Annotated in this window: 17 protein-coding genes and 1 tRNA gene; 12 read left to right on the forward strand and 6 right to left on the reverse strand. The window is 62.4% G+C overall.

Annotated features, from left to right (window positions below; translation table 11 throughout):
* The first annotated feature begins 44 nt into the window (after positions 1 to 44).
* Entirely contained in the window at positions 45 to 764 is a 720-nt protein-coding gene (locus Tam10B_RS11995) for a ComF family protein (protein ID WP_143248653.1), read from the forward strand.
* Here the strand turns inward: Tam10B_RS11995 and Tam10B_RS12000 are convergent.
* The 3 genes from Tam10B_RS12000 to glgB all read right to left on the reverse strand — a co-directional run bounded on the left by Tam10B_RS12000 (position 743) and on the right by glgB (position 4,958).
* Positions 743 to 1,753, reverse strand: a complete 1,011-nt coding sequence (locus tag Tam10B_RS12000) for a sensor histidine kinase (protein ID WP_233133724.1) — start codon at positions 1,751 to 1,753, stop codon at positions 743 to 745. The genes Tam10B_RS11995 and Tam10B_RS12000 overlap by 22 nt on opposite strands.
* A gap of 100 nt (positions 1,754 to 1,853) precedes the next feature.
* Positions 1,854 to 2,573 carry a response regulator transcription factor gene (locus Tam10B_RS12005; protein WP_093961479.1) on the reverse strand — a complete coding sequence of 240 codons (720 nt, stop codon included), beginning with the start codon at positions 2,571 to 2,573 and terminating at the stop codon, positions 1,854 to 1,856.
* A 135-nt stretch (positions 2,574 to 2,708) separates the two neighbouring features.
* Positions 2,709 to 4,958 (reverse strand): 1,4-alpha-glucan branching protein GlgB, encoded by a 2,250-nt coding sequence (gene glgB / locus Tam10B_RS12010; protein ID WP_093961480.1) that lies wholly within the window; start codon positions 4,956 to 4,958, stop codon positions 2,709 to 2,711.
* 230 nt (positions 4,959 to 5,188) lie between these two features.
* On the opposite strand from glgB, the gene Tam10B_RS12015 reads away from it, so the two are divergent.
* Together Tam10B_RS12015 and ispF are read left to right on the forward strand one after the other, a co-directional pair.
* The gene (locus tag Tam10B_RS12015) at positions 5,189 to 5,809 is read left to right on the forward strand and encodes a CarD family transcriptional regulator (RefSeq protein ID WP_093961481.1); all 621 of its coding nucleotides are present in this window, start codon (positions 5,189 to 5,191) and stop codon (positions 5,807 to 5,809) included.
* The gene (ispF, locus tag Tam10B_RS12020) at positions 5,809 to 6,315 is read left to right on the forward strand and encodes a 2-C-methyl-D-erythritol 2,4-cyclodiphosphate synthase (protein WP_093961482.1); all 507 of its coding nucleotides are present in this window, start codon (positions 5,809 to 5,811) and stop codon (positions 6,313 to 6,315) included. The genes Tam10B_RS12015 and ispF overlap by 1 nt, the downstream gene beginning before the upstream one ends.
* Before the next feature lie 7 nt (positions 6,316 to 6,322).
* Here the strand turns inward: ispF and Tam10B_RS12025 are convergent, their stop codons facing one another.
* From Tam10B_RS12025 to Tam10B_RS12035, 3 genes are all read right to left on the reverse strand, one after another.
* Positions 6,323 to 7,153 (reverse strand): metal ABC transporter permease, encoded by an 831-nt coding sequence (locus Tam10B_RS12025; RefSeq protein WP_093961483.1) that lies wholly within the window; start codon positions 7,151 to 7,153, stop codon positions 6,323 to 6,325.
* Positions 7,150 to 8,064 (reverse strand): ABC transporter ATP-binding protein, encoded by a 915-nt coding sequence (locus Tam10B_RS12030; protein WP_093961484.1) that lies wholly within the window; start codon positions 8,062 to 8,064, stop codon positions 7,150 to 7,152. The genes Tam10B_RS12025 and Tam10B_RS12030 overlap by 4 nt, the downstream gene beginning before the upstream one ends.
* Positions 8,065 to 8,274: 210 nt before the next feature.
* Positions 8,275 to 9,150 carry a bifunctional methylenetetrahydrofolate dehydrogenase/methenyltetrahydrofolate cyclohydrolase gene (locus tag Tam10B_RS12035; RefSeq protein ID WP_093961485.1) on the reverse strand — a complete coding sequence of 292 codons (876 nt, stop codon included), beginning with the start codon at positions 9,148 to 9,150 and terminating at the stop codon, positions 8,275 to 8,277.
* Positions 9,151 to 9,387: 237 nt separating this feature from the next.
* Here Tam10B_RS12035 and Tam10B_RS12040 point away from each other — a divergent pair, with 237 nt between their 5' ends.
* The 9 genes from Tam10B_RS12040 to polA all read left to right on the forward strand — a co-directional run bounded on the left by Tam10B_RS12040 (position 9,388) and on the right by polA (position 21,654).
* Positions 9,388 to 10,407, forward strand: a complete 1,020-nt coding sequence (locus Tam10B_RS12040) for a metal ABC transporter solute-binding protein, Zn/Mn family (protein WP_093961486.1) — start codon at positions 9,388 to 9,390, stop codon at positions 10,405 to 10,407.
* Positions 10,408 to 10,571: 164 nt separating this feature from the next.
* A complete protein-coding gene (rpsA, locus tag Tam10B_RS12045; protein WP_093961487.1) occupies positions 10,572 to 12,053 on the forward strand; it encodes a 30S ribosomal protein S1 in 1,482 nt (493 codons plus the stop codon).
* A gap of 145 nt (positions 12,054 to 12,198) precedes the next feature.
* Positions 12,199 to 12,825 (forward strand): dephospho-CoA kinase, encoded by a 627-nt coding sequence (gene coaE / locus Tam10B_RS12050; protein ID WP_198947607.1) that lies wholly within the window; start codon positions 12,199 to 12,201, stop codon positions 12,823 to 12,825.
* A gap of 71 nt (positions 12,826 to 12,896) precedes the next feature.
* Positions 12,897 to 15,011, forward strand: a complete 2,115-nt coding sequence (uvrB, locus tag Tam10B_RS12055) for an excinuclease ABC subunit UvrB (protein ID WP_093961488.1) — start codon at positions 12,897 to 12,899, stop codon at positions 15,009 to 15,011.
* Between the two features lie 78 nt (positions 15,012 to 15,089).
* Complete coding sequence (locus Tam10B_RS12060) at positions 15,090 to 16,082, forward strand: TerC family protein (RefSeq protein ID WP_093961489.1); 993 nt, start codon at positions 15,090 to 15,092, stop codon at positions 16,080 to 16,082.
* A gap of 321 nt (positions 16,083 to 16,403) precedes the next feature.
* The gene (pyk, locus tag Tam10B_RS12065; protein WP_093961490.1) at positions 16,404 to 17,846 is read left to right on the forward strand and encodes a pyruvate kinase; all 1,443 of its coding nucleotides are present in this window, start codon (positions 16,404 to 16,406) and stop codon (positions 17,844 to 17,846) included.
* A 139-nt stretch (positions 17,847 to 17,985) separates the two neighbouring features.
* A tRNA-Leu gene (locus Tam10B_RS12070) sits at positions 17,986 to 18,059 on the forward strand.
* 134 nt (positions 18,060 to 18,193) lie between these two features.
* Positions 18,194 to 18,799 carry an ANTAR domain-containing response regulator gene (locus tag Tam10B_RS12075; protein WP_375137732.1) on the forward strand — a complete coding sequence of 202 codons (606 nt, stop codon included), beginning with the start codon at positions 18,194 to 18,196 and terminating at the stop codon, positions 18,797 to 18,799.
* A gap of 8 nt (positions 18,800 to 18,807) precedes the next feature.
* A complete protein-coding gene (gene polA, locus Tam10B_RS12080; protein WP_093961492.1) occupies positions 18,808 to 21,654 on the forward strand; it encodes a DNA polymerase I in 2,847 nt (948 codons plus the stop codon).
* Positions 21,655 to 21,673: the final 19 nt, after the last annotated feature.

Consider the following 21,673-nt stretch of genomic DNA (forward strand, 5'->3'; position numbering starts at 1 on the left):
TGCATGGACAGTCCTATTCTCGTCTGGCACCCGTGCTGGATGTTATGGCTGAGCTGGGTCGTGAGATGCGTGATCTGCTGCTTCCCAGAGGCTGCGCCGGCTGCGATCTGCCGGACGCCGTGCTATGCGATTCCTGTATGGCGCTGTTCGAACGCGACATGGTCCGTCCGATGCCTAGGACGGTGCTTCTCTCCGGCCGTGTGCATGCGTGTGGCACGTACCGGGGTGAGGTGCGGCGAGCCGTATTGATGTGGAAGGACCATGACGATCAGGAACTCGACGCTGAATTCAGCCGGGTGATCGCCGGTTGCGTGCGGCGCAGCGGCGTATCCGAGGTATTGAGCCGTCGGGGCTCCGGTACGATTGCGGTGGTGCCGGCGCCGTCCACGTCATCGTCCATGCGGCGTCGTGGACGATTTCACACGATCGTATTGGCGCGGGCGGTGGCGGACTGCCTTCGCATGCGTGGAGTGCGGGCACGATGCGTGCCGGCACTAAGCATCATGGGCACAAAGGCCAAATCGGTGCAGGCCGGGGGAGCGAGGGCCCGGTCCGAACGTCTTCGCAATCATGTCCGGGTGAACCATGGTCTATTGAGCGGTTGTCGTATGGCGGTGCTGGTCGACGACATCATCACCACCGGCTCCACGATACGACAATGCGCCCAAGCGTTGGACGATGCCGGCGTTCCGGCGTATACGGGCTTTACACTCGCTGCCGTGCCGGCGCCGTCCGAACGGGATCATTCGTCGTCAATACTGTGATATTTGGGCAGTTCGATCTCGAAATTCGCGCCACGAGGGTCGGGCACCACATTCACGGTGCCGCCATGCAGTCCCGCTGCCCAGCGCGCAATGGACAAGCCCAGTCCGGTTCCTCCCGAACCGGTGCCGGGCCGTCCGGTGCCCTTGACGTAGCGTCGGAAGATGTCGTTGCGAGCCTCTTCCGGAATGCGTGAACCGTAGTTCACCACGTTCGTCACGATGGTGCCTCGCTCCTCGTTCTCGTGAGTCTCGATCAGCACTTCGGTGCCGTCGGGGGAGTGCTTGAGCGCGTTGGCGATGATATTGGTGAACAGCTGGTTCAGACGGTTCGGATCGCCCTCCATGCGCAGATGTTCGGGTACGTTGACATGGATAGTGTGTCCGTGGCCGCCATCGGCGATCTCGAGTGGCTTGACGGTGTCGTCGATGAATTCCGCGAAGTCGAACGGCTCCACCTCGAGGCTGGCCGCGCCGGCCTCCACACGGGACATGTCAAGCAGGAACGCGATGAGGTCCGATAGCTTGTGCGTCTGGTCGAGAATGCCCTCCAGATTGGCAGGGGTGGGCTCCACCACACCGTCGGCCATGTTCTCCACCAGCGCCTGCAATGCGGATACCGGAGTACGTAGCTCATGACTGACGTTGGCGACCATATCTCTGCGCATCTGATCGGCGTGCTGCAGCTCGCCAGCCATCTCGTTGAACGATCGGGCCAGCTGGCCGACCTCATCCCGACTGTCGTTGGCGCTTTCCACACGCACGGTGTAGTCGCCGGCGGCCATCGCCTCGGCCGCGTCCCGCATCTGACGCAGCGGAGCGGTTAGCCCATGGGCGAAGAAATACGTGATGCCCAAGGCCACGATCAATGTCAGCGGCATGGCGATCCAACCGCTCCACCCCCATTTGAGGAAGTGCCATGCCAGCACGAACGCGATCGCCGTGGACAGGGTGATCAGGATGCTCAGTTCGGCCTTCAGTGAGCTGAACATGCCGATCGGACGATCCCGCCAACGGTCCAGTTTCGCGGTGAGCCCCGTCTTCTCGTCGCCGCGTCGCCCGGCTGTCGGGGCCGGACGCGACGATTTGGCCTTACTTGGCTTCCGGCGGTTCAAAGGCATAGCCCACACCGTGCACGGTACGGATGAGTTCCGGTCCCAGCTTGTGACGCAGGGCCTTGACGTGTGAATCCACGGTTCGGGTGCCGGATGCGTCCACCCAGTCCCACACCTCCTCGAGCAGTTTCTCGCGCGTGAGCACCGACTTGGGGCGTCGGGCGAGCGTGGCGAGCAGATCGAACTCGGTGGGGGTCAGATGCACTTCACGTCCGTCGAGCGTCACGATGCGCTGGGCTGGATCGATCACCAGTGTGCCGAAGTCGAGGATCTTCTCGTTCTCGGAGTTCTTGGCGATGACCTTGGCACGCTCCACGCGGCGCAGCAGCGCCTTGCACCGGGCGATGAGCTCGCGCATGGAGAAGGGCTTGGTCATGTAGTCGTCGGCACCTGCGCCCAGACCGATCACCTTGTCGGCCTCGTCGTCTCGGGCGGTGAGGATGAGCACGGGGACGGGGCGACTGGCCACGATGCGCTTGGTGGCCTCGAGTCCGTCCATTACCGGCAGCATGATGTCCATGATCACCAGATCGGGCTTGAGCTGGGAGGCGGCCTGCACCGCGCTGGCCCCGTCTCCGGCGACACGGGCGTTCCATCCTTCCGCGGTCAGTCGCTGGGCGATAGCAGTGGCCAGCGTGGGTTCGTCCTCGACGACGAGGATCGTGCGTCTGGGGGTGTGTGCATCGATAGTATTCATTGTTGCCTTACATCACCTTGTTGTTGCCATGTCTGTTGACCACCATCATACGTAAGGCCAGGAAAAGTATCCTGGCCTTACGCTGACGGATGCCCTTCGCGCCCGTTCACGGTGTGGACGCTGGGGACCGCTGGATCACTCCTCGGGCTTGAGGAACAGGGCGCCCAGCGCCGGCACGGTGAGCTTCCCCGAGTACGGACGGGAGTGGTATTCCTCCTCTTCGGCCTCGATGTCCGTGTTGGCGATGCCCGAACCGCCATACTCCTCGGCGTCGCTGTTGAGGATCTCGACCCACTTGCCGCCCTTGGGCAGCGGCACCTGGTAGTCGGACCATGCCGAACCGGAGAAGTTGACGATCACGACGATCGGGTTGCCTTCCTTGTCCAGTCGCATGAAGCTCAGGACGTTGTGGTCGGCGTCGTCGCTGGTGAGCCACTGGAATCCGGACGGTTCGAAGTCCTGGCTCCAGAACTCGGGGCTCTTCTTGTACAGGGCGTTGAGATCGGCCACGAACTTCTGCACTCCCTGATGATCCGGCCAGTTGAGCGCGTCCCAATCAACGGAGGTCTTATAGTTCCACTCGCCGTACTGGGCGATCTCGTTGCCCATGAAGGTGAGGTTCTTGCCCGGATGCGCCCACTGGTAGGCGAACAGGGCGCGCACGCCTGCGTACTTCTGCCAGTCGTCGCCCGGCATCTTGCCGAACAGTGCGCCCTTGCCGTACACGACCTCGTCGTGGCTGATCGGCAGCACATAGTGCTCCGAGTAGGCGTACACCATCGAGAAGGTGATCTCGCCGTGATGCCACTTGCGGTTGATCGGCGACTCGTGCAGGTACTCGAGCGTATCGTGCATCCAGCCCATGTTCCACTTGAGACCGAAGCCAAGTCCACCTTCGGAGGTGGGGGCGGTCACGCCCGGCCACGCGGTGGACTCCTCGGCGATCATCATGGTGCCGGGGTAGCGGCCGTATGCGGTGGCGGTGGCCTCCTTGAGGAACGCGATGGCCTCGAGGTTCTCGCGGCCGCCGTAGATGTTCGGCCTCCACTGGCCGTTCTCGCGGCTGTAGTCGAGGTAGAGCATCGAGGAAACGGCATCCACACGCAGGCCATCGACGTGGAATTCGTCGAGCCAGTAGCATGCGTTGGCCACCAGGAAGTCGCGCACCTCGTTGCGGCCGAAGTTGAATACGTAGGTGCCCCAGTCGGGGTGTTCGCCGCGCAGCGGATCCGGATCCTCGTACAGCGGCGTGCCGTCGAAGCGGGCGAGTGCGAAGTCGTCCTTCGGGAAGTGGGCGGGCACCCAGTCCATGATCACGCCGATGCCCTCCTGATGGAAGGCGTCGATCAGGGCCTTGAGATCGTCGGTGGTGCCCAGACGGGACTGCGGGGCGTAGTAGCCGGTGACCTGATAGCCCCACGATCCGGTGAACGGGTGCTCGGCCAGAGGCATGAACTCCACATGGGTGAAGCCCATCTTCTTGACGTAGGGGACCAGCTCGTCGGCGAGGCTACGGTAGGTCGTACCCTCCTTCCAGCTGCCGGCGTGGACCTCGTAGATGCTGATGGGGCCAGCGTGCGGATCGGTGTTGCGGCGGTGCTCCATCCACTCGTCGTCCTGCCATTCGTGCTTGGAGTCCACGACGATGGACGCGGTCTCCGGCGGCACCTGATGCTGGCGCTCCATCGGATCGGCCTTCTGCTTCCATTCGCCGTTGGCGTTGAAGATCTCGTACTTGTAGCGTTCGCCGGCGCCGATGCCGGGGATGAAGATCTCCCAGATGCCGGAGGAGCCCAGCTCGCGCATGGCGAACTGCCTGCCGCCCCAGGAGTTGAAGTCGCCCACCACGCGCACGGCGCGGGCGTTCGGGGCCCACACGGCGAATGCGGTGCCGGAGACGGTGTCGCTGGAGGAGCCGTCGGGCTCGCCCATGGCGTCGTCGTACGTGTGCACGTGTGCGCCGAGCACCTCCCACAGGCGCTCGTGGCGTCCTTCGCCGAACAGGTACATGTCCATGTCGCCGACGGTGGGCATGTAGCGGTAGGGGTCATCGGCCAGTGAGGAGGAGCCGTCCTCGTATTCGGTGCGTACGCGGTAGTCGGGCACGGTGTAGCCGTCGTCGGCCTTGGCAGCCGGGACCACGGCCACGAATACGCCGTTCCACTCGTGCCAGGCCTGCCATTCGCCGTCCTGGGTGATGATGGTCACGGTCTTGGCGAGGGGCTTGAGCACACGTACGGTGGCGAAGCCTTCGCCGTCCTCCTCGTTGAGGTGCACGCCGAGCACGGTGTGCGGGTTGTAGAAAACGCCGTTGCTGACTGCATCCAGGGCTGCCTGGTCGACTTTGACAGGCTGCGGGATGCTCTTCTCATTTGAATTTGCCATACCAAAAGTGTACGTAAACCCCCGCCTAAAATTAAAAAATGACGTGCCGGTGTTTGAACGTTCTTATGGCGATTTCGCCGCGATTTCGCGTTATTCTGGGCGACACGCCGTACCGCCCAAATCTGTCCCGATCCTAGTTTCCGCGTGCGTCGTATCGGAGGAATTCGTTGACGTCCATACGATATGCGATTATGAAATGTCTTCTGTAATCATTTGGAGGGGCTGTCTTTATGACTTATCAGGTTGGCGATACCGTTGTCTACCCGCGCCACGGCGCCGCGAAGATCGTCGAGATCACCGAGAGGGAGATGAACGGCGTCAAGCGTACGTATCTCAAGCTTTCCGTGCTGTCCTCCGACGGTCTTGTCATCCAGATTCCCGAGGAGAACGTCAAAAAGGTCGGAGTGAGGGATGTCGTCGACGGCAAGGCGGTCTCCAAGGTGTTCGAGATCCTGCGCACGCCGATCGTCGAGGAGAAGACCAACTGGTCCCGTCGCTACAAGCTCAACGTCGAGAAGATCGCCACCGGTGACGTCAACAAGGTCGCCGAGGTCGTGCGCGATCTCGCGCAGCGTGATGACGACGAGCACGGTCTGTCCGCCGGCGAGAAGCGCATGCTCACCAAGGCCCGCAACATCCTCACCTCCGAGATCTCGCTCAGCGAGAAGCTCAGCGAGGAGGAGACCCAGCGTCTGCTCGATGTGAACCTCGGCTACCGCGATCCCGAGCCGGGCGATGAGAAGCACCACACCAAGGCCCCCAAGGAGCCTGCCGCCGACACCCTCGCTCGCATCGAGGCGGAGGCCAAGGCCGCCAAGGGCAAGAAGAAGTCGACCCGCAAGGCCAAGTGATGGCCGATATGACCGCGGTGCGCATCGGACAGGGATTCGACGCGCACCGCTTCGCCGAACAGGGGACGTGCAAACCACTGTGGCTGGCATGTCTGCGTTGGGCGGACGACGAACGGCGCGGCGTGGAAGGCATCGACGGCGATTCCGACGGCGACGTGGCCTCGCATGCCGTGGTCGATGCCGTGCTGTCGGCGTGCGGTATGGGGGATATCGGTTCGATGTTCGGCGTCGGCGCTGATTCGATGGGAGCCGGCATGCATGGAGATCGCATGCTGCAACTCGTGCACGACCGCGTGACGTCGGACGGCTGGCACGTGGTCAACGTATCGGTGTCGATCGTGGGAAACGCCCCGCGCGTCGGCAAGCGCCGTCAGGAGGCTTGCGAGGCCATGACCCGTGCTCTCGGTGCGCCGGTGACGATTACCGCCACCACCACGGACGGCATGGGATTCACCGGGCGTGGCGAGGGCATCGCCGCCATCGCCACCGCGCTGGTCTCCCGGTGAGGCAGCTTTAGCGCTTCCTGCCGCATACTATCTTGGCCACGACCCACATCAGCGTGCTCAGCGTCACGATGACGAAGCTGGGCGGCGTGGGGAACATGGCGGACAGCACTAGGCCGCCCCAGATGCTGATCAGGCACAGCACGCACGACACCACGATGGCCGCGAACGGAGACCGGGTCACCATCGATGCCGTCGCGGCCGGGGTCACCACCAGCGCGAAGATCAGCAGCGTTCCCACGGCGGGCACGGCCACGGTGATCACCCCGGCCATGATCGCCATGAACAGCACGTTCATCAGCGAGATCGGCACGCCCTTGGCGCGAGCCACCTGCTCGTCGAGGGAACTGAACAGCAGCGGCCGGTAGACCAGCGCCAGCACCGCGAGCAGCACCACGTCAAAGACGGCGAATCCGATGATCTGCCCGTCGGTGATCGTCAGGATCGAGCCGAAGAGGATCGACTGCATCTGCTGGGAGGCGCTCGAGGACAGTCGCGCGAAGAACAGGCCCAGGCCGGTGGCAAACGCCAGCACGGTGCCGGTAGCGATCTCGCGCTCCGACACCTTCTTGCCCAGCGCGCCGATCACAAGTGCGCCGCCGAGCGCGAAGGCGCCGAGTCCCAGCGAGACCGGAAGCCCCAACAGCACCGCACCGGTGGCACCGGGCAGGCCGATGTGGGCCAGCGCATGCGCGGCGAAGGTGGAGTGGCGGGTGATGGTGAAGTAGCCCATGATGCCTGCGGCCAGCGCAATGAGCAGCCCCGCCTCGATGGCGTTCGTCATGAAGGGGGCGGTGAGCACCGACAGCCATTCGGGGTCGAATGCGAATGTGACGTTCATCGGTTGTTCTCCTTCGGCGGAATGTGATGGTGATGCTCGTGGAAGCGTGCGGCCTCCGCCGCCGCGTGCGTGTTCTGATCGCGTTCCTTGGGTTCCAGCGTGCGGTCGGGGGTGACGAACATGTCGCCCTGCGGCGTGGTCACCACCTCGATGCGGGTGCCGTACAGGTGCGTGAGCAGATCGGAGTCGAGCACGGAGCTGATGGGGGAGTAGTGCGGATGCCCGTCGAGCAGGTAGATCGCGCCCGTGAGGATCGGCAGCAGCATGTTGAGATCATGGGCGACCACCTGGATGGTCATGCCCCATTCGCGGTTCAGCCGTGCCAGCAGCTCCACCACGGCCCGCTGGCTGGCCATGTCGAGGTTGGCCAGCGGTTCGTCGAGCAACAGCAGTTTGGGGCCGCCGACCAGTGCCTGTGCGATGGCGGCGCGCTGACGCAGTCCGCCGGACAGCTCGTTGAGTCGGTAGTCGGCCTTGTCGGCCAGTCCGACGAACTCCAGCACCTGCTGGGCGCGTGCCTTCTCCTCCCTGGTGACGAAGTGAATGCCGAAACGGGTGCCGGTCAGTCCCAGGATCACCGACTGGCGTGCGGTGATGTTGGAGTCCAGTCCGGCGATGTACGACTGCGGAACATAGCCGATCATGCCGTTGTTCTGCCCCGCCGGGCTTCCCATGACGGTGATGGATCCGGCATACAGCGGCACCAGACCGAGCTCGGCGTCGAGCAGCGTGGTCTTGCCCGCGCCGTTGGTGCCCACGATGGCGGTCACCGTGCCGGCGGGAATGGCGAGATTGCCGTGCGACCAGATGGTTCTGCCGCCGCGGCGCACTTCGGCGTTACGGAGAACGACGGCGTCCGTCGCGGCGTCGTGCTCCGCAACGGTGCCTGGGGAAACGGGCGTTTCTGACATGATTCATCCCTATGATGACGATTCCGATAATGCTATTGAGAATAATAATCAGTATTTAATGGATTCGTCCAATTCCCGACGTGTCCGCCGACGCCCGCACGAGATCGACCGAGGGAACGCGGAAGATCCCGGGAAACGAACAGGGGTGCGGCACCCCGGATGAACGGAGTGCCACGCCCCTGGAAACGCTAATTGTGCGCGAATGCCGCGTCAGACCAGACGCTCGGCGATATCCACCACGTTGCGCAGCAGCATGGCGCGAGTCATCGGCCCCACGCCGCCCGGGTTCGGCGTGTACGCGGCGCACGCCTCACGCGCCGCGGGATCCACGTCGCCCAGAATCCTCGACTTGCCGGTCTCGGGATCGGTCACACGGCTCACGCCGACGTCGACGAGCACGGCGTCAGGTCGAACGTCCTCGGGCTTGACGAAGTGTGCATTGCCCATCGCCGCGACGATCACATCGGCCGAACGCATGATCTCGTGGATGTTCCTCGTGCCGGTGTGGCACAGCGTCACCGTGGCGTTGATCTCCTTGCGGCTGATCAGCAGGCCGATCGTACGGCCGATGGTGATGCCACGGCCAAGCACCACCACATGCTTGCCGTTGAGATCGATGCCGTTCATGGCCAGCAGCTCCACTACGCCGCGAGGGGTGCACGGCAGCGGGGTGACCAGTTCCCCTCGCGGATGCAGCACCAGCTCGCCCAGATTGTAGGGATGCATGCCGTCCGCGTCCTTCTTCGGGTCGATCAGATCGATCGCCGCGTTCTCGTCGATGCCCTTGGGCAGGGGTAGCTGCACGATGAAGCCGGTGCACGCCGGATTGGCGTTCAGACGCTCAATGGCCTCGGCGATGTCGTCGAAGCTCGCATCGCCGGGAAGCTCCTCGGCGATGGAGGCGATGCCCACCTCGGCGCAGTCACGGTGCTTGCCCGCCACATACTTGACGCTGCCGGCGTCATTACCGACCAGCAGCGTGCCCAGGCCGGGCGTGATCCCCTTGGATTTCAGCTGCTCCACCCGCTGCGCCAGATCAGCCTTGATGGTGGCTGCCGCCTGCTTGCCGTCCAGTCGAAGTGCCATCGATATTCTCTCCTTGCATTCACATTCCGAGCGTTTCCGCGCGTCCGTCTCTCGAACGCCGATAACGCGTCCTGTCACGATACTCCGCCTCATGGGCTATCGTGAAATCATTCCACAGAACGGAATCGCGTATGTTTCGACGGTCGAACAAAACCGACCGAAGCGACTGACGATTCCCCACATGGCGGCATATACGGCGGCATGTGGAAGCCAACGTATGAACGACCGGAGGAAGTCATGACGTTTTCCGCGAACATAGGCAGGGTGGCCGCCGCGGTGATGGCCTGCGCCATCATGATCTCGACCGGAGGATGTGGATCCTCGCAGTCCGACGACGGCACACCGTCGGCCTCGTCGACGTCCGGCACCATCACCGTGGTCGCATCGATCAACCAATGGGGCATGCTCGCCAAGGAAATCGGCGGAGACAAGGTCAACGTCACCTCGATCCTCGGCACCACCAACGTCGACGCCCACGACTTCGAACCGCAGACCAGCGACATCGCAGCCATCTCCAAGGCGACCGTCCTCATCGTCAACGGTGCGGGATACGACGAATGGGCCACCAAATCCACCACGAACGCAACTGTGGTGAACGCCGCCGACACCGTGGGCGCATCCGACGGCGACAACCCGCACCTCTGGTTCTCCAGCGACGCGCGAACCGCGGTGGCCAAGGAGATCGCCGAAGCCTACGGCAAGGCCGAGCCATCCGCCAAAACATACTTCTCCCAGCGTCTCGCCACATGGAAGAAAAGCGAACGCGAACTCGAGACGAACATGGCCGTCTTCTCCAAGAAGCACCCCGACGCCACCTACGCGGCCACCGAATCCGTGGCCTACTACCTGATGAGCGACCTCAAGCTCACCGACGTCACCCCGCAGTCCTACGCCCAGGCCATGCTCAACGAAAGCGAGCCAGCCCCCGCCGACGTGCAGAAGATGCAGAAGACACTCACCTCGAAAAAGGCCTCCCTCCTGGTCAACAACCCCCAGGAGGAGTCCGACATGACCGCACTGATCACCAAGACGGCCGGCGAAGCCGACGTGCCCGTGATCGACGTGACCGAGCAGGTCCCGGACGGCGCCACCGGACTCATCGCGTGGATGAACTCCCTGATCTCGCAATTCGACAAGGCGCTCGCCGACGATCAATCCGATCAGGATGATCAATCCGATCAGAATGACGCTTCGGATTCGGCGTCCGACGGTTCCTCGGAATCCCCGTCCTCCGACTCTTCGAATTCCGCGGATTAGGCGGGGGAGCGGCGCTGCCCGAAGACGTTTTCAGCCGAGCGCGACACGCCCGGATTCCTTGACCATGCGTTAGGCTAGACTATTTCCTTGTGCGTGCCCGCAGGGCATGCGATAACTGAATATCGATTCTTATCCACCCACTATTAGAAAACCAGTACATTTACATGGCAGAGAACAACGCAGAGGTCACCAAGGTCGCCATCAACGACATCGGCACCGAAGAGGACTTCATCAAGGCAGTCGATTCCACCATCAAGAACTTCGATGATGGTGATCTGGTCGAAGGCACCGTCGTGAAGATCGATCGCGACGAAGTGCTCCTGGATATCGGCTACAAGACCGAGGGCGTGATCCCCTCCCGTGAGCTTTCCATTAAGAAGGACGTCGATCCCGACGACGTCGTCGAGGTCGGCGATACCGTCGAGGCCCTTGTCATCACCAAGGAAGACAAGGAAGGCCGTCTGATTCTGTCCAAGAAGCGTGCCCAGTACGAGCGCGCCTGGGGCGATGTCGAGAAGATCAAGGAAGCCGATGGCGTTGTCGAAGGCACCGTCATCGAAGCCGTCAAGGGCGGCCTCATCGTGGACATCGGTCTGCGTGGCTTCCTGCCGGCTTCCCTCGTCGAGATGCGCCGCGTGCGCGACCTGGCCCCCTACATCGGCCAGAAGATCCAGGCCAAGATCCTGGAGCTCGACAAGAACCGCAACAACGTGGTCCTGTCCCGTCGCCAGTACCTCGAGGAGACCCAGTCCGAAGTGCGCGAGACCTTCCTCTCGCAGCTCAAGAAGGGCCAGATCCGTGAGGGCGTCATCAGCTCCATCGTCAACTTCGGCGCGTTCGTCGATCTCGGTGGTGTTGACGGTCTGATCCACGTGTCCGAGCTGTCCTGGAAGCACATCGACCACCCGTCCGAGGTCGTCAAGGTCGGCGATAAGGTCACCGTTGAGGTGCTCGACGTCGATCTCGATCGCGAGCGCATCTCCCTGTCCCTGAAGGCCACCCAGGAGGATCCGTGGCAGCGCTTCGCTCGCACCCACGTCCCCGGCCAGATCGTCAAGGGCAAGGTCACCAAGATCGTGCAGTTCGGTGTGTTCATCTCCGTGGATGACGGCATCGAGGGTCTGGTGCACATCTCCGAGCTGGCCAACCGCCACGTGGAGAACCCGGAGACCGTGGTCAAGCCGGGCGAAGAGGTGTTCGTCAAGGTGATCGACGTCGATCTCGATCGTCGTCGTATCTCCCTGTCCCTCAAGCAGGCCAACGACTCCGTCGACATCTCCTCCGAGGACTTCGATCCGGCGCTGTACGGCATGCCGGCCGAGTACGACGAGCAGGGCAACTACAAGTACCCCGAGGGCTTCGACCCGGAGACCAACGAGTGGATCGCTGGCTACGAGAAGCAGCGCGAGGAGTGGGAAGCCCAGTACGCCGCCGCCCACGATCTGTGGGAGCAGCACAAGGAGTTCGTCGCCAAGGAGCTCGAGAACGCCGAGGCTTCCGCCGCTGCCGATGGTCAGGGCGAGCCGAAGGAAGAGAAGGTCGAGGAGACCTCCAACTACTCTTCCGAGAGCACGTCCGAGGGCACCCTCGCTTCCGACGACCAGCTGGCCGCCCTGCGCGAGCAGCTGCTCAACGAGAAGAAGTGAACTCGTTCCGTCGCATAGCTGACTAAACGATGAAACCCGGTTGTCATTACCCAATGGCAGCCGGGTTTTTCTGTAAACTGAAAACATTCGAGTCGAAGGCGGCCGAGGGCAAGGACGCCCTATGGCGCGATGTGAGGAGATGAGAATGTTCACTCGTGTGGGTCTTACCGGGGGTATCGCGGCCGGGAAAAGCACCGTGGCCAAGCGATTCGTGCAGCTTGGCGCCTATGTGATCGATTACGATCAGCTGGCCCGGCAGGCGGTGGCCAAGGGCAGCGAGGGGCTTGATCAGGTGATACAGCGATTCGGTCGTCGTGCCCGTGGCCGTGACGGCGAGATGAACAGGGCGTGGGTGTCGGCCCACGTGTTCTCCGATCCGGAGAAGCTGCAGGAGCTCAACGACATCGTGCATCCGATCGTGTTCCGTGAGGCCGGTCGTCTGGAATACCAGTGGCTTGATACGCACCCCGAGCCGAAGGACGGCACCCGCAGACTGGTGGTTCATGACATACCGCTGCTGGTGGAAACCTCGAGGTGGGACTATTTCGATGCGATCATCACCGTCGAGGCGCCCAAGGAGACCCGTATTCGTCGCATGATCCGCAACCGAGGCATGAAGCGTGAGGACGCCGTGGCGCGTATCAACAATCAGGCGTCGCAGCAGCAGCGGTTCGACATCTGCGACTATGTGATCGACTCCACCAAACCGCTAGAACAAATGTTTGAAGATGTTGATAGGCTGTATCACGTACTGACGCATCCGTCGTACTGATCGTACTGATGATCACGCACTGATGATCGCGAACGACGGGTGCCGCATGAAGCAGACACCGGGGGCATTGTATGGGCTACAACATCGAACGAACCAACCGTCCTTTCGTGGTCAAATCGCCATATCAGCCGAGCGGTGATCAGCCGGCGGCGATCGAGGAACTCGCCACGCGCATCGAGAACGGCGAGAATGATGTGGTGCTCATGGGAGCCACCGGCACGGGCAAGACCGCCACGACGGCATGGCTCATCGAACGTCTGCAGCGGCCCACGCTCATTCTCGAGCCGAACAAGACGCTGGCGGCGCAGTTGTGCGCGGAGTTCCGCGAGCTTATGCCCGACAATGCCGTGAGCTACTTCGTGAGCTACTACGACTACTATCAGCCCGAGGCGTACATTCCCCAGACCGATACGTATATCGAGAAGGACTCCAACATCAACGACGACGTGGAGCGACTGCGCCACGCCGCCACGGCGAACCTGCTCACGCGACGCGACTGCGTGGTCGTGGCCACCGTCAGCTGCATCTACGGTCTGGGCACCCCCGAGGAATATGCGGGACGCATGCTGTTCCTCAAGGAGGGGCAGGAGATCAACCGCGACGATCTGCTGCGCACGTTCGTCGACATGCAGTACAAGCGCAACGACATCGCGTTCACCCGAGGCACGTTCCGTGTGCGCGGCGACACGGTGGAGATCATTCCCGTGTATGAGGAGCTTGCGGTGCGCATCGAGTTCTTCGGCGATGAGATCGATCGCATCTCCACGCTCCACCCGCTCACCGGCGACGAGATCGCACACGAAAGCGAGGTGCACATCTTTCCGGCCTCGCATTACGTGGCCGGACCGGAGCGCATGCAGCGCGCGCTCAAGACCATCCGTGAGGAACTCGACGATCGCGTGGCCGTGCTGAAGAAGCAGGGCAAGGATCTGGAAGCGCAGCGTCTCACCCAGCGCACCACCTACGATCTGGAGATGCTGTCGCAGATCGGCGTATGCCAGGGTGTGGAGAACTATTCCCGTCACTTCGACGGTCGCGAGCCCGGCACGCCGCCGCACACGCTGCTGGACTTCTTCCCCGACGACTTCCTGCTCGTCATCGACGAGTCGCATGTGACGATTCCGCAGATCGGCGCCATGTACGAGGGCGACGCCTCACGCAAGCGCACGCTGGTGGAACACGGCTTCCGTCTGCCCAGCGCCATGGACAACCGTCCGCTCAAATGGGACGAGTTCCTTGACCGCATCGGCCAGACCGTCTACCTGTCCGCCACCCCCGGCGACTACGAGCTGGGGCTGTCCGACGGCGTGGTGGAACAGATCATCAGGCCTACGGGACTGGTCGATCCCAAGATCGACGTACGTCCGGTTGAGGGACAGGTGGACGACCTTCTTGGCGAGATCAAGGATCGCGTGGCCAGGAACGAACGCGTGCTCGTCACCACGCTGACCAAGAAGATGGCCGAGGATCTCACCGATTATCTGCTGGAGCGGGACATCAAGGTGGAGTATCTGCACTCCGACGTGGACACGCTGCGACGCGTGGAGCTGCTGCGCGAGCTGCGCGAGGGCAAGATCGACGTGATCGTGGGCATCAACCTGCTCAGGGAGGGCCTCGACCTGCCTGAGGTTTCGCTCGTGGCGATATTGGACGCAGACAAGGAGGGCTTCCTGCGGTCCTATCGTTCGCTGATCCAGACCATTGGCCGTGCGGCGCGAAACGTGTCCGGAACGGTGATCATGTACGCGGATCGACGGACCGAGGCCATGACCAAGGCCATCAACGAGACGAACCGTCGTCGCGCGAAGCAGATCGCCTACAACAAGGAGCATGGCATCGATCCCAAGCCGCTGATCAAGAAGATCAGCGACGTCAACGACATGCTCGCCAAGGAGGACGTCGACACCCAGACACTGCTGGAGGGCGGCTATCGCAACGCCAACAAGGCCGGCAACTCGCATCTGGGTGTGCCGGGCGCGTCCTCGCCGGACGAGGCCCAGAGGCGCCACCGCGACCTGCTGTCCGCCGGTCTGCCGGCCCAGGATCTCGCCGATCTCATCCGACAGCTCAGCGAGCAGATGCACACGGCCGCCGAGCAGCTGCAGTTTGAGCTCGCGGCCCGTCTTCGTGATGAGATCCGCGATCTCAAGAAGGAGCTGCGGCAGATGACCGAGGCGAACAAATAGGGCAGGCGCCTATCGTTTCGTGACGAAAACGCTGCGGCGATTTCGTCCGGTCACCTACGGTCCGTATGATGGTGACCCATGGCTGAGACTCCACTATGGTTTATGGTGAGTGCCTTCGCGGTGCTCGCCGTGTTCTTTATCGTCGATCTGCTGATCATCGGTCGTCGTCCTCATGTGCCCTCCACTGCTGAATGCGTGCGACACATCGCGTTCTTCGTGGTCATGGCACTGATCTTCGGCGGACTCATCTGGGCCGTGGCTGGTTCCAAGCCGGCCCTGGAGTTCTATTCCGGTTGGCTTACCGAGTATTCGCTCAGCATCGACAATCTGTTCGTGTTCGTCATCATCATGGCGAATTTCGCGGTTCCGAAGCAGTTGCAGAAGTTCGTGCTGTCGATCGGCATCACGATCGCGCTGGTGCTGCGCGGTATTTTCATTCTGCTCGGTGCCGCCATCATCACCCGGTTCACGTGGGTGTTCTTCCTGTTCGGCGCGTTCCTGCTGGTCACCGCGTTCAAGCTCGCCTTCGGCAAGGACGATGACGAGGAATACCATGAGAACGCGCTGATCGCCACGCTGCGCAAGGTGATCCGCATCTCCGACGACTACGACGGCGAGAAGCTGCGGACCACCAAAAACGGCGTGAAGTACTGGACGCCCATGCTCATCGTGTTCCTTGCGATCGGCACCACCGACGTGATGTTCGCCTTCGATTCCATTCCCGCGATCTTTGGTCTGACCAAGGATCCGTTCATCGTGTTCACCTCCAACGTCTTCGCCCTGCTGGGCCTGCAGCAGCTGTACTTCCTGCTCGGCGCTCTGCTCGACAAGCTCGTGTACCTGCCGATCGGCCTGTCCGTGGTGCTTGGCTTCATCGGCGTCAAGCTGATCATGGAGGCCCTGCACGCCAACACGCTGCCGTTCATCAACGGCGGCCATCCCATCCACGCCGTTCCCGAGGTGCCCACGTGGCTTTCGCTTGCGGTGATCGTGCTGTCGATCGGCATCGCGTCCGCCGCCAGCGTCATCAAGATGAAGTCGATGGAGAAGGCGAAGGATTCGCAGGACTGATCTGCTGATTCATGATCCGTTGATACCGCGTTATGCAGGACGTTCGCGTGTTTCCGCAGGGATGACACGCACGGACGAATGCCGCGCATGACGATGTTTCAGGTCTTCGTCCATGGCCGGCCGGTAATCGGTCGTCATGGACGAAGACCTTTGTTTTTGCCGTTTTGAGCACGATGACACGAAAGTGCCCACTATGTGAACGCTCACACAACACACCATGATTGTGCCTTGCTCGGTCTGGAACAGCTAGTAAGCTATTCCATGGCAACAGCGGGGAAACATCCTGTTCCTCGTTCCGTCTAGAAGAAATAGGCAGGCAATATGCGTAAAGCCAAGATCGTAGATACCATCGGACCGGCTACCGAATCCCTCGAGAACATCACCAAGCTCGTCGAGGCCGGCATGGACGTCGCTCGTCTGAACCGTTCTCACGGTACGCCTGAGGACCACCTCAGGGTCTACAACAACCTCCGCGAGGCCGGCAAGACCGTCGGTCGCAACGTGGCTGCCCTGGTTGACCTGCAGGGTCCGAAGATCCGCTGCGGCTGGTTCAAGAAGAACGCTGATGGCGAGGACAAGGTCTACCTGAAGGCCGGCCAGGAGTTCACCATCACCACCGACGACATCGAAGGCGATGAGACCATCACCTCCACCACCTTCAAGGGTCTGCCCGGCGACTGCCACCCCGGCGACCCGATCCTGATCGATGACGGCAAGGTCCGTCTCGAGGTCACCAGCGTCGAGGGCAACAACGTGCACACCAAGGTCGTCGTGGCCGGCCCCGTCTCCTCCCACAAGGGCATCAACCTGCCCGGCGTGGCCGTGAGCCTGCCCGCTCTGACCGAGAAGGATGAGGCCGATCTGCGTTGGGCCATCCGCACCGGCGCCGACATCATCGCCATGTCCTTCGTGCGTTTCGCCACCGACATCGACCGCGCCCACGAGATCATGGACGAGGAGGGTCGTCGCATCCCGATCGTCGCCAAGATCGAGAAGCCGCAGGCTCTGGAGAACCTCGAGGACATCGTCAAGGCCTTCGACGGCATCATGGCCGCCCGTGGTGACATGGCCGTCGAGTGCCCGCTGGAAGAGGTCCCGCTGGCCACCAAGCGCATCATCGAGCTGGCCCGTAAGTACGCCAAGCCCGTGATCGTGGCCACCGAGGTGCTCGGCTCCATGGTCAACTCCCCGGTGCCGTCCCGCGCCGAGGCCTCCGACTGCGCCAACGCCGTGCTCGATGGCGCCGACGCCACCATGACCTCCAACGAGACCGCCGTCGGCAAGTACCCGACCGAGACCGTGGCCACCATGGCTCGCATCTCCGAGTACGCCACCTCCCACGGCTTCGACCGCATCCCGGAGCTCAAGGGCCTCGACATGTCCAAGTCCGGCGCCGTGTCCTCCGCTGCCGTGGATCTGGCCGACAAGCTCAACGCCAAGGCCATCGTCGCCTTCACCCAGACCGGCGACACCGTGCACCGCATCGCCCGTGAGCGTCCGGCCGCCCCGATCTACGGTCTGACCTCCAACGAGCACACCTACCACTGGCTGGCTCTGAGCTGGGGCACCGAGGCCTTCCTGCTGGACAAGGATTACCACGACATGACCCGCAAGGAGATCATGGCCCTCACCGACGCCACGCTGAAGGCCGCCGGCAAGGTCGAGGACGGCGACCACATCGTCGTGCTCAGCTGCTCCAAGGGCGACCACAAGCCCGGCAGCACCGACTCCATCTACGTGCACACTGTCGGCAGCACCAAGTGAACTCGTAGATGACCTAGCGGTGTACAGCCGCTGAACGGTGTCTTACGACATGCATTGGGCCCATTCGCGTGGCGAAACACGCGGATGGGCCCAAACTTTTGTGTCGCGGAGACAAATGGTGTACCCTCTCTTAAGGATTGCCCCGGTATCCCAATTGGTAGAGGAGACAGCCTCAAAATCTGTACAGTGTGGGTTCGAGTCCCACCCGGGGCACTGACGTGACGGTTGCTGGTACGCGCCTGCAATCGTTTACGTGATGAATGTATTGCGTTGCAGAGTGCGTGATTTGAATTGGTTACGATGATGTAACGTGATTCAGTATGGTTCCAAACGCGAAAGGGACGGATATGTCTGATATGGATGCGCTGTCGGAGGATTCGAAGGGACGCACCGTCGTCGTGGCCGAGGATGAGGCCCTGATTCGTCTTGATATCGTCGAGTCGTTGCGCGCCGCCGGCTATGACGTGGTCGGTGAGGCGGCCAGCGGCCAGGAGGCCGTGGATCTAGTCCGCGAACTGGTCCCCGATGTCGTCGTCATGGATGTGAAGATGCCCGGCAAGGACGGCATCACCGCCGCCAAGGAGATCGCCGAGGAAAACCTCGCCCCTGTGGTCATGCTCACCGCGTTCTCCCAGCAGAACCTCGTGGAGAAGGCCGCCGACGCCGGCGCCATGGCCTACGTGGTCAAGCCGTTCGTTCCCGAAAAGCTGTTCCCGTCCATTGAAGTGGCCATCAGCCGTTTCGACCAGATGAACGCCCTGCGTGACGAGGTCTCCGACATGAAGGCCCGCTTCGAGGCTCGCAAGCGTGTCGACCGCGCCAAGGGCCTGCTGATGGAGAACATGGGTCTCACCGAGTCCGAGGCGTTCCGCTGGATTCAGAAGACGTCGATGGATCGCCGTCTGACCATGCAGGAAGTCGCCGACGCGGTCATCGAGCAGGTGCAGGGCTGAGTCGATCCATGGTTCTGTCTTCGCACGATTCTCTTACTACGGAAAGGGCGACGGCAGAACATCGACTGCTCGTCGTCGACGGGCATTCATTGGCCTTCCGCGCATATTTCGCGCTCCCGGCCGAGAATTTCACCACATCCGCCGGATTCGCCACCAACGCGGTGTGGGGTTTCGCCAACATGCTCACGCGAGTGATTCTGGACGAACATCCCACCCACGTTGCCGTGGCGTTCGACGTCAAGGGCGGCACGTTCCGTAATGATCTGCTGCCGCAATACAAGGGCACGCGCGATGCGGCGCCGGAGGACCTGCTGCCGCAGCTGCCCGTGATTCAGGACATGCTCAAGGCGTTGGGCGTGACCTATATCGAAAAACCCGGATACGAAGGCGATGACGTCATCGCCACGCTCGCCACCATGGGGGAGAAGGCGGGCTTCGACGCGCTGGTGCTGTCCGGCGACCGTGACGCGTTCCAGCTGATCGACGACCGCATCACGGTGCTCTATCCAGGGCACCACTTCAAGGACCTCAAGCATATGACGCCCGAGGCCGTGGAGGAGAAGTACAAGGTCAGTCCGCAGAAATACCCCGATCTGGCCGCACTGCGAGGCGAGACCGCCGACAACATTCCCGGCGTGCCCGGCGTGGGCGACGGATTCGCAGCCAAATGGATCAACCAGTTCGGCGGGCTCGACGGCATCATCGAACACGCCGACGAGATCAAGGGCAAGAAGGGCGACGCCCTGCGTGAGAACATCGAGCAGGTGAAACTCAACCGCAAGGTCAACGCTCTGGTTCGCGACCTCGACCTTGGGGTCGACATGAATGATCTGGTGATGTCCCCGCCGAATCTCACGGCAATCGACAAGCTCTTCGCGTCGCTGGAATTCGGGCCGCGTACCAAAACCCGACTGCTGAAGGCGTTTCCGGGCGGCATCGTCGAAGAGGGCGCCGGTGAGGAGGCCGTCGACGAGGGGCCTGCGCTTGAGGATCCGATTCTCGATACTCTCGACGGAGATGCTGCCGTTGCGACATCGCTGCAGCAGTGGATCGACACGCATATCACCGCATCGATCACGCCGAAGACCGTGCCTGACGACGAACTCGACGACGTCGTTCCTGCACTGGAATCATCCTGGTTCCTTCACGCCGAAGGCGACGTCCATCCCGGTGCCACGACACTGAACGCCGTTGCGCTTCTGGGACCTGATAACCATGCCGTGATGTTGACCGTAGCGGACATGACCGCGTGCGGTACCGTACTGCAGCGGCTATTGGATAGCCGTGCCGGAGCGTGCGCGCTGCACGGGCTCAAGGAACAGTCCCATCTGCTCGCCAAGGCCGGCGTTCGCATTCCCCGACCGTGGTTCGACACCCAGCTCGCCGGATATCTGGTGGAATCCGACTATCATCCCGATTCCCTGGATGCGGCTGCGGCGCATTTCCTTGATCTGCCGATCGAGGACGGGGACGAACCCGCACAGGGCGAGCTGGCGCTCGACATCGACGATGAGCCCGAAGCCGTCAAACCGACATCCGTGATCCGTCATGTGGCCACGGTCCGTGCCCTCGCCCACGAACTGGCATCCAAGGTGGTGGCACGCAAGCAGTACTCCCTGTTGCACACCATCGAGCTGCCGGTGTCACAGGTGCTCTTCGGTATGGAGTCGATCGGCGCGGCCGTGGACGAAGGCCGACTGATCGCCATGCGTGACCGGTTCGCCACCGAGGCGCGCGACGCCCAGGAGCAGGCATGGGATGCGGCCGGCAAACGCATCAACCTGCAGAGCCCCAAGCAGCTGCAGGCGGTGCTGTTCGACGACATGCAGCTTCGCGGCACACGAAAGACCAAATCCGGCGGATACACCACCGATGCGGCCGCCCTACAGGAAATGGCCGTGCGCAACGTGAACAACGAACGCGCCAGCTCGTTCCTCGTGGCGCTGCTGCGCCATCGCGAGACCAACAAGCTCAAGCAGATCGTGCAGAGTCTGCTCGACGAGGTCAACCACGACGACGGCCGCATCCACACCACGTTCGAACAGACCGTGGCCGCCACCGGTCGTCTGAGCTCCGCGGCCCCGAACCTGCAGAACATCCCCAACCGCAACGCCGCCGGACGCGAGATCCGCGGCGCGTTCGTGCCGGGGGATGGCTTCGTGTCGCTGATGAGCTGCGATTACTCACAGGTGGAACTGCGCATCATGGCGCACCTGTCCGGAGACGAGGCGCTGATCGAGGCGTTCCGCTCCGGCGCCGACTTCCACCGATACGTGGCCTCGCTCGTCTACCAGATTCCGGTGGACGAAATCACCGGCGACCAGCGCTCCCACGTCAAGGCGATGAGCTACGGCCTAGCCTACGGACTGAGCACCTACGGCCTCGCCCAGCAGCTCAAGATCTCCCCGGCAGAAGCCGACGTACTCAAGGACAAGTACTTCGCCACGTTCGGCAAGGTGCACGACTATCTGGAATCCCTGGTGTCCGAAGCCAAGCGCAACGGCTACACCGAAACCATGTTCGGACGCCGCAGGTACTTCCCCGGACTCAAATCCACGAACCGTCGCGTACGAGACGCGGCCGAACGCGCCGCACTCAACGCGCCGATCCAGGGAACCGCAGCCGACATCATGAAGATCGCCATGATCCGCGCCGCCGAAGCCCTGCATGACCACGGTCTGTCCAGCCGCATCATCCTGCAGATCCACGACGAACTCGTGGTGGAGATCGCGCCGAACGAAGCCGATACGGCCACCGAGCTGATTCGTGACGCCATGGAGAACGCCGTGCACCTCGACGTGCCGCTCGACGTCTCCACTGGAATCGGCGACGACTGGCAGCTCGCCGCACACTGAACGCAACCATCCTTCGGAA

Source organism: Bifidobacterium vansinderenii, assembly GCF_002234915.1.
Lineage (GTDB): Bacteria > Actinomycetota > Actinomycetes > Actinomycetales > Bifidobacteriaceae > Galliscardovia > Galliscardovia vansinderenii.